Source organism: Roseofilum sp. (assembly GCF_982964205.1).
In genome coordinates, this window is sequence record NZ_CEZBFX010000159.1 from 1 (window position 1) to 9,355 (window position 9,355).

The 9,355-nt window shown below is 46.4% G+C and carries 5 protein-coding genes; 1 reads left to right on the forward strand and 4 read right to left on the reverse strand.

Annotation, left to right across the window (positions count from 1 at the left end):
* Nucleotides 1–136 precede the first annotated feature (136 nt).
* Nucleotides 137–1,498 carry a photosystem II reaction center protein CP43 gene (psbC, locus tag AC3A14_RS22950; RefSeq protein WP_413038720.1) on the forward strand — a complete coding sequence of 454 codons (1,362 nt, stop codon included), beginning with the start codon at nt 137–139 and terminating at the stop codon, nt 1,496–1,498.
* A gap of 193 nt (nt 1,499–1,691) precedes the next feature.
* On the opposite strand, the gene mutS is transcribed toward psbC, so the two are convergent.
* From mutS to AC3A14_RS22970, 4 genes are all read right to left on the reverse strand, one after another.
* On the reverse strand, nt 1,692–4,301 hold the full coding sequence (mutS, locus tag AC3A14_RS22955; RefSeq protein ID WP_318735629.1) for a DNA mismatch repair protein MutS: 2,610 nt from the start codon (nt 4,299–4,301) through the stop codon (nt 1,692–1,694).
* 401 nt (nt 4,302–4,702) lie between these two features.
* Entirely contained in the window at nt 4,703–6,394 is a 1,692-nt protein-coding gene (locus AC3A14_RS22960) for an iron uptake porin (protein ID WP_318735631.1), read from the reverse strand.
* Between the two features lie 266 nt (nt 6,395–6,660).
* On the reverse strand, nt 6,661–8,511 hold the full coding sequence (locus tag AC3A14_RS22965; protein ID WP_318735634.1) for an iron uptake porin: 1,851 nt from the start codon (nt 8,509–8,511) through the stop codon (nt 6,661–6,663).
* Nucleotides 8,512–8,568: 57 nt separating this feature from the next.
* Nucleotides 8,569–8,847 (reverse strand): 4a-hydroxytetrahydrobiopterin dehydratase, encoded by a 279-nt coding sequence (locus tag AC3A14_RS22970; protein WP_318698281.1) that lies wholly within the window; start codon nt 8,845–8,847, stop codon nt 8,569–8,571.
* Nucleotides 8,848–9,355 lie beyond the last annotated feature (508 nt).

A 9,355-nucleotide genomic window follows, 5' to 3' on the forward strand; every position in this document is an offset into this window, starting at 1 on the left:
AAACAAACCTGTTGTCATTATCCCCAAATCAGGGATAATGGCTCACATCCCTTGAATCAATTCACCTTTTTTGACCTAGATCGTAGAGAGTAGAACAAGAGGTTCGACTAGCGTGCAAAGCACTTTCAATCCTTCAATGGTAATGGGCGGTCGTGACCAAGAATCCACCGGTTTTGCTTGGTGGGCTGGTAACGCCCGTTTAATTAACCTATCCGGTAAACTGCTGGGCGCTCATGTTGCCCACGCCGGTCTCATTGTCTTCTGGACTGGCGCAATGACCCTGTTTGAAGTAGCTCACTTCATCCCTGAAAAACCCTTGTATGAACAAGGTGCTATCCTTCTCCCTCACCTCGCTACCCTCGGCTGGGGTGTTGGCCCTGGTGGGGAAATTGTAGACACCTTCCCCTACTTTGTAGTTGGTGTTCTCCACCTGATCTCTTCTGCCGTCTTAGGACTAGGTGGAATTTATCATGCCGTTCGTGGCCCCGAAACCTTAGAAGACTACTCTTCTTTCTTCGGTTACGAGTGGAGAGATAAGAATCAAATGACCAATATCATTGGCTACCACTTGATCCTCTTAGGAATAGGAGCCTTATTGTTGGTCTTTAAAGCCATGTTCTTCGGTGGTGTTTATGATAGCTGGGCCCCTGGTGGTGGTGCAGTTCGTATCATTAGTAACCCTACCCTCAACCCGGCTGTGATCTTCGGCTATCTCGTCGATGCTCCCTTTGGTGGAGAAGGCTGGATCATTGGGGTGAATAACATGGAAGATATCATCGGTGGTCATATCTGGATTGGTTTGATTTGTATCTCCGGTGGCATTTGGCATATTCTCACCAAGCCTTTTGGTTGGGCCCGTCGCGCCTTCATCTGGTCGGGTGAAGCTTATCTGTCCTACAGTTTAGCTGCTCTTTCTCTGATGGGCTTTGTGGCTGCTGCCTATGTTTGGTTTAACAATACAGCTTATCCCAGCGAATTCTACGGCCCCACCAATGCTGAAGCTTCTCAAGCTCAGTCCTTTGTATTCTTAGCTCGTGACCAAAAGTTAGGAGCTAACATCGGTTCTGCACAAGGCCCAACTGGTCTAGGTAAATACCTGATGCGCTCTCCCACTGGTGAAATCATCTTCGGTGGTGAAACCATGCGCTTCTGGGATTTCCAAGGCCCCTGGTTAGAGCCTCTTCGTGGCCCCAACGGTTTGGATCTCAACAAACTGAAAAATGATATCCAACCTTGGCAACTGCGTCGTGCCGCTGAGTATATGACTCACGCACCTAACGGTTCTATCAACTCCGTAGGTGGAATTATTACTGAGCCTAATGGATTTAACTATGTTAACCCCCGTGCTTGGTTGGCTGGTTCTCACTTCATTTTTGCCTTCTTCCTATTTATTGGTCACCTCTGGCACGCAGGTCGCGCTCGTGCTGCTGCGGCTGGCTTTGAAAAAGGAATTGACCGCGAAAATGAGCCAGTTCTGTCTATGGGTGACCTGGATTAATTTTTAGGTTCTCAAAACCCTATATTCCAAAGCTTAACTAAGCTTCTGGGAGCTGAGAAGGAGAGATGGATTAATCCATCTCTCTTTTTTAATCGCTTCGCCAAGATCGAAAATGTATTGATTCGTAGTGTTGTGATATAAAGTCCATATTACGAGGTAATCCCAAAGGGCTGTAATGAATTAAGGTATAGGTTTATTCCACCCTCTCCTCCCCCTCTTCTCCATCTTTTTCTGATGTAGGAATGCCTTGGCGCAAGCCAACGGCAATTTTACTATGTTGTTCAATTTGAGTCATCACTTGTTTAGCTCGTTCAATCACCACCTTGGGTAAACCTGCTAATCTTCCAGCTTCAATGCCATAGGATTTATCTGCACCACCCGGTTGAACTTGGTGCAAAAAGATGATTTTATCCGGCATTTCTTTGACGGTGACTTGGTAATTGGCTACATTGTCTAAGATGGATGCTAATTCATTCAGTTCATGGTAATGGGTGGCAAAAATTGTCCTTGCTCTGATTTCTGTTGCTAAATATTCGGCTACTGCCCAAGCAATCGATAAACCGTCAAAGGTGGCAGTTCCGCGACCAATTTCATCTAATAAGACTAAGGAGCGAGATGTGCCATGATTGAGAATATTAGCAGTTTCATTCATTTCTACCATAAACGTAGATTGACCGGTAGCTAAATCATCGACTGCACCAACACGGGTAAAGATACGATCGCAAATCCCTAATGTAGCGGATGTTGCTGGTACAAAACTGCCAATTTGCGCCATCAGTTGAATTAAGCCGACTTGCCGGAGATAACAGCTTTTACCACTGGCATTTGGCCCAGTTAAAATGACTAGATCCGTAGACTTTTTTTGATCATTTTTAGCTAAACTTGTGCAATTAGGGACAAAAAATGCCCGTCCTAAAGTTTGCTCAACTACTGGATGTCGTCCCTCCCGAATCAGTATTTCTCGTCCTTCAGTTAAGGTGGGACGACAGTACCCTTCAACAACTGCAACTTCTGCTAATCCACATAACCCATCAATAGCAGCAACGGCACGAGAAACCGTGCGAATTAACTCTGTTTGATCCCCCACTTCGGTTCGCAATTGCACAAATAGTTCATATTCTAATTGGTTTAAATCTTCTCGCGCAGTCAGGATTCGGGCTTCTCGCTCTTTCAATTCTTCAGTAATATAGCGTTCTTCATTAACTAAAGTTTGTTTGCGAGTATAGCCTTCTGGAACCCGATCGGCTTTAGATCGAGAAATACTAATATAATATCCAAAGGTTTTATTATATCCCACTTTTAGATTAGAAATACCTGTTCTTTCCCGTTCGCGAGTTTCTAAAGAAGCTAACCATTCTTGATCTTCTTTTGCATCCGATCTCATCCTATCTAAGTCAGTATTCACTCCTGCTTGAATCAAACCTCCTTCCTTTAACTGCTGAGGTGGATTTTCTACTAAATAGGCTTTGATCGTATGAGCTAATTGTTCGAGTTCTGGCGGTACAGTTTGCAGCGCTCTCAGAAACGGCGATCGCCCCTTACTAGCTAACTGGGCTAACGTAGGTAACTGGGCTAAAGATTCAGCTAAAGAGACTAGATCCTTCGCATTCGCACTTCCCGATCCCGCTTTCCCGGTGAGCCGTTCTAGATCGGCAATCTGGCGTAAAACTTGACGAATTAAATCCCTTAATTCCGTATCTTTTACTAATTCTTCAATGGTATCTTGTCGTGCTTCAATGCCTTTTAGCTTCAATAACGGTTGCAAGATCCACCGACGTAGGGCACGCCCTCCCATAGCTGTTAACGTGCGATCGATCGCATAGAGTAAGGAGCCATTAAACGTGCGATCGCGGACAGTTTCCGTAATTTCTAAATTACGGCGACTTTGATGGTCTAAAATGAGGAAATCCTGGGTCGAATAACTCCGCAATAATTGCAGGGTTACAGCATTTTGTTTTTGGGTTTCCTCCACATATTCGAGCAGTCCACCTGCAGCGCGAACCCCTAACGGAATCCGATCGCATCCCATGCCTTCCAAAGATCTGACCTTAAACTTACTCAGCAGGCGCTCAGTTGCATCTTGTAAACTAAATACGACTTGCGATCGCCAGGAATAGCAAAAACAGTCTGGTAATCCTTCCGGAAGTTCCTCAGACTTTTCCCCTGGGCGTAACATTTTACCCAGATCCGGTGCATCCGTCGGCATTAGGATCTCCGAAGGTTGTAACCGCATTAATTCCTGATTTAAATGCTCTAAACGACTCGCTTGAGTGGTGAAAAATTCACCTGTAGAAATATCCGCATAGGCTAATCCCCAATGATCTTTAACTAGCACTACTGCTGCTAAAAAGTTATTTTGACGAGCGCTTAACATCGACTCATCTGTAAGGGTTCCAGGAGTAAGAATTTTGGTGATTTCCCTAGTCACCATCCGTTTTTCGGCTGCTGCAACTGCCGCATCTTCCGTTTGATCGCAGATCACTACCGGGTAGCCTTTTTCTACCAATTGAGGGCAATAGCGATCCAGTGCATGATGGGGAACCCCAGTCATCGGCACTCTGCCAATTTCTTTCCCTCCATCTCGACTCGTGAGCGCTAATTCTAACTGCACAGAAAGAGTAACTGCATCTTGAAAAAAGCATTCAAAAAAATCACCCACTCGGTAGAGCAATAAGGCGTGGGGATATTGTTCTTTCACCTGCACATAATGCTGAAGCATAGGCGTGAGTTTCTTGATATCCAATTGTTGATAATCAGCATTAGGAATATTCAAGTCTTCCGAAGCGGTAGGCGAATAACTCATATCAATTAAAAATATCTTGGGGAAGAATTACCTCTAGCGATCATATCCCTCTTCTGTCACGTTCGGAAATAGAGGGATGAAACCCTAATTCTTCCGTTGGAGATCGCGGGCTGTAATGACGGAAATTCATCAAAATTTCTCAGAGTGACAGAAGAGGATATAGCGTTTCTCTCTTCTATGAGGTACACCTTGAAGCCATACAAGCTATTGCCTATTGCCTATTGCCTAGCGCGAAGCACTATAGTGAATACTTCTCCCCCTACTCAATAACTCGGGATAGAGCAGGTTCTAAAAAATCACTTCTTGAATAAATCAATAGACTTGATATGAATTCAAAGAATAGAAAAGGGTGTCCTTATAGCACACCCTTTTGTTCATTTTTTAGAAATTAGGCAAGCATTCTAGAACTTGAAGGTAGTCCGAATGGTTCCCACGTAAACAGAATCGTTCCGGCTATCTCCTTCTGGGTTAAACACGGCAAGGAAACCAGGGGTAATAGAGATATTGTCGGTTAAACGGAGGCGATAGAAAGCTTCTACATGGATCGGGGTGTCAGGAGCTTCTCCTGTTCCATTCGTAACATGGGGAGGCATACCCACCATCAGGCCACCTAAGTTGCCTTCTGCACCAAGATCGGGGAAGGTGAATCCAACGATCCAGTTCCAGATCTCTGCATCGTCTAAGCGATCGCGGCCTTGACGGTCTAGGTCTTGAGCATTCATGTAATGACCCCAAGCATTGAGAACAAAGCGATCGCTAACTCGCCACTCTGCTGCCAGACCGAAGGAATCAGCAGCGATCGCCTCTCCAGACTTCCGGAAGGGATCGGATGCTAATACCCCGATTCCCCGATTGAGGGGGCCAGATAGCCCACCTGCACCTCGGCCAACGCCAGAGATGTAATCGCGAGCATAGGTGAAACCAATACCAAACCGGTCTCCTTCATAGCTCAACTGACCCATCGCACTAAAGCTACCATTGAATAGCCCATTTCCACTCGTTGGGTTTTCTGCATCGCTTGCCAGGTAGGAATAACCGAGACTAATGCTTGGCGTAAAGTAGTACAGACCGGTAATCCCCGCATCACCTCCTGAGTAGATCGGGCTGAGAGCAGCAAAGCGAGATATAGCACCACTACCTGAGCTATTCAAACTGAAGGTTGGAATTAAGTCATCATGGGCTTGACCAATCACCCCAATCTGCATCTGACCTCTAGGAGCGCCGTTCTCAAAGTATCCACCATAGGGGAAACGGTAGGTTAAGATCCCAACATTTACTTCTTCATCCGTATTGGTTTCATAAGCTAAACGAGCTGTACTCGTTCCCAGTGCAGGACGAGTCCCTTCAACGTTTCCTGCTTCGAGTCGGGTTCTCAAACTATCTTCACCCGTGAAACTCGTATCGAAGTTCAGACGGACACGACCGGACAAAGTTGTATTATCATCCACATCTGCTCGCCGTCCACCTGCTGTTGTCGAGCCAGGGATTCGACGGCGATCGGGGCCCCATCCTCTCAAAGGCTTATTGTCTCCCCAAGTATTGATCAAGGCAAAGACCGCTTCTCCATTCAATTTAGTTGTTGTAGAGAATTGGTGTTCTTCCAAGAAGTCCACCCGTGCTTCCAAACTATCTACTCGCCCTCGTAAGGTCGCTAATTCAGCCGCAAATTCTTCTTGCAACCGTTGCAGTACCGCCAGGTCTTCGCGAGTCACCAAGTTGGCAGTCGCAGCAGCGATCAACTCGTTAATGCGGTCTAAACAGGCATTAACCCCAGCCGCAAACTCATAGCGAGTCATCGCTCGGTTCCCCCGATAGGTTCCATTGGGATAACCCGCAATACAACCATAGCGCTCAACCAAGGATTGCAGTGCTTGGAACGCCCAGTCGGTAGGACGAACATCGCGCAATTGGGAAACCGAGGTAACTTGACCAATCGAGCCACTGCTGCGTGTTCCTCTAGAATACTCTTGGATTTGGTCTATATTGTTGGTTTCTGCGGGCTGGGCTAGAGCCGAACCACCCGATACAAACAAAGCAGCCCCCAAGAGTGCTGGGGTTAGACTAATAGATTTCCATAGAAGTTTTGACTTCATTGCTTTTTCTCCTCACACCTTAAAGAATCGTCAACTTCCCATCTGGGATTTTATCACCTAAACGCTGGAATGTCAGGATACTCATGTTAGGTTTTACTAACTCCGTCTTGTCCTCTATCTTGCACCATGATTGGATTTTTGGCAGGATTTCGACGAGGTGCTTTCGATTCTAACTTGATTTTCCTGTTCCAGCCCTCTTGTTCTAACAGGGTGTAAGGTTTGGGCAATACCTGAAGACCTTAGCACCCCTGCTAGAGAATCTCAATTTAGAACGACAAAGTCGTTCTCAGGGTTCCAATCACTGCTGTATCCTCATTCAAAGCATCTTGGAAAGGACTGATTAAGACCGTTACCCCTGGAGTGACCGAAATGTTATCGGAAATCCGGATTTTGTAGAAGCTTTCAATATTGATCGGTGTACCATTATCTACGCCACCTTGCAAGCTTACTCCAGTCAAAGTGGGAGGTACACCAACCGAGAGTCCACCAACATTACCGGCTCGGAATAGATCGGGGAAGGCCATGTTTAGACCATATGTCCAGATTTCCCCGCTCCCCCGTTGTCCTTGAGTTAACAACTGGGCATCAGTATAGCCAACGAATGCATTCGCCACAAACTTCGGACTCAGCCGCCAAGAAAGGGCTCCACCATAGGAATTGGTTGTAGTCCGTCCTAAATCCGTTAACAGCCGTGTTTGAGGGGTACTCACCAAGTCAAACCCATATCCATTGTCAAAGATGGGGCTGTATTGGTCGTGATAGCCATTGGCATAGGTAAACGCAAAGGAGAGGCTATTAGAAGGGGTAAAGGTCAACTGAGCTAACATCCCATAGTCTCCATTAAAGAGACCATTACCACTGGTGGGGTTTTGTCCGTTTTCCGCCAAATATCCCCAACTCAGGTTCACCGCACCTAAATTCAGGAACTTAAAGTTACCCAAGTTGATATCTAGACCAATCCCTGCACCACCCCCAATCCGGTATAGGGGGTTCCGTTGCGAGAAAGTGTTGAGAGACCCACTACCTCCATCGTAATCTTCAAAGTAGGGGTTTAGGGTAGGTACAAAGTCATCAAAAGTTCCACCTATGGCAGAAATAACGACATTAGTCCGATTGTTGTAGCTCCAGTAGTATTGAAGCTTGTCTACATAGAGTTGGTCGTTACCTTCCCGGTTAACTTGGAAGGTTTGCAGTCCTTGACCCGATTCTCGTTGGAAGTTAAAGCGATCGGAAGAACCGGCTTGCAGGCGAGTCAATAATAGGTCTTTCCCGGTGAAACTGGTATTCAGGTTCATCCGCACACGACCCATCAGAGCAGTCCCGTTGTCACTCGCATAGTCATCTACGCCTCCATCAAGATCTGGATTAAAACTATTGGAAACACCTAAGAATGCTCTACGACGGCCCACATTGAATCGAGAATGCCGGATACTACGGTCCGATCCCCAGGCATCGGTAACAGCAAAAATGGCTTCACCAACCAGTTTGGTAGTTGTGGAGAATTGGTTAGCTTCTAGCTCTGTAGTGCGGGCTTCTAAGGCATCTACACGACCGCGAAGAGTTGCCAATTCTGCGGCAAATTCTTCTTGGAGCCGTTGCAGAACTGCCAAGTCTTCACGGGTAACAGCATTGGCTGTAGCTGCTGCAATCAGTTCATTAATTCGGTCTAAGCAGGCGTTTAAACCCGCAGCAAACTCATACCGAGTGATAGCCCGGTTCCCCCGATAGGTTCCATTGGGATAACCCGCAATACAGCCATAGCGCTCGACTAAGGATTGGAGAGCTTGGAAAGCCCAGTCAGTGGGGCGTACATCCCGCAGTTGAGAAACGGAGGTAACTTGTTCGACTTCTTCTTCGACTTCTTCTCCGTCGGTGCTGTATTCAATTACTTGGTCTAGAGTAGACCGCTCTTGAGCCATCAAAGAGGGTTCAATCTTAAGATCCAAGGATTCGGGGACTCCAATGGAGAAAGAATCATTAATATTTATATCTAGAGATTGACGGTTAACCACGGACGAGTTACTGATGCTCTCAGCCGCATGAACGAGAGAACCAGAGATCAACGTAGTCAGGACTGCTGGACTTACCAACAGGGTCTTCCACAGAAATTTCGACATTTTACTTGCTCCTCACACCTTTAAGCTTTTAACTTTAGAAGCTTATTTTAGTTTACCTTATTCTATTTGGGAGATCGCTTGTGCCAAAGCAAAATCCTTTTCTGTTAAACCACCTGCATCGTGGGTTGTCAAGGTAATGCTGACTCGATTGTAGGAGATGGAGAGGTCGGGATGATGATTGGCGCTTTCCGCTGGTTCGACTATTTTATTGATAAAGGCGATCGCCTCAACAAAGTCTTTGAACAGGCGCTGGCACTGTAGGCTCTCTTCCACCAGTTCCCATCCAGATAGGATTTTGGCTTTTTCCTGTATTTCGGCTTGAGTCAGTTTAGTCATTCCTTTGATTTTCCCTTTTGCTTCATGACTATCCGCTCTCACTGGTGAATGTCCAATTTCTTCAGCTCTTAAGAGCGATCCAATTTTGAACGTTTGAGAGTGAGAGCGGTGTAGCGGGTCTTCAGTTTGAAACCTGACTGCCGGGAGGAACCCCAGCTAGTCATTTTGACGATAGGTTTTCTAACGTAAGACTAGCGTTTAGAGAACAGCCCCGGCCCACAGCCGGCATACTCGAACCTGAAGACCCATGCATTTACTGCTATCTGACATAGGCATCACCTCCTAAACATTGCAACAGTACACTCGTAAACGAGTAAGAGAGCATCTAGCTCTAAGTGCCTTGCACCTGTGAATCACCTTAGCACAGAGTTCCAGAATCGGGGAGTAAAGGAGTGGGGAGTGGGGGGAATACGGGGATGCAGCGACATAGAGATACGGAGAGAGCAAAAAAATAGGGTGGGCAAGTACTGCCCACCCTAACATTGGGGTGAATTCTCAGAATTAGCAA

Bases quoted from the DNA above. Each gene is read 5' to 3' on its own strand.
- AC3A14_RS22965 (WP_318735634.1), bottom strand. From the start codon at position 8,511: ATGTCGAAATTTCTGTGGAAGACCCTGTTGGTAAGTCCAGCAGTCCTG.
- mutS (WP_318735629.1), bottom strand. From the start codon at position 4,301: ATGAGTTATTCGCCTACCGCTTCGGAAGACTTGAATATTCCTAATGCT.
- AC3A14_RS22960 (WP_318735631.1), bottom strand. From the start codon at position 6,394: ATGAAGTCAAAACTTCTATGGAAATCTATTAGTCTAACCCCAGCACTC.
- psbC (WP_413038720.1), top strand. From the start codon at position 137: ATGGTAATGGGCGGTCGTGACCAAGAATCCACCGGTTTTGCTTGGTGG.
- AC3A14_RS22970 (WP_318698281.1), bottom strand. From the start codon at position 8,847: ATGACTAAACTGACTCAAGCCGAAATACAGGAAAAAGCCAAAATCCTA.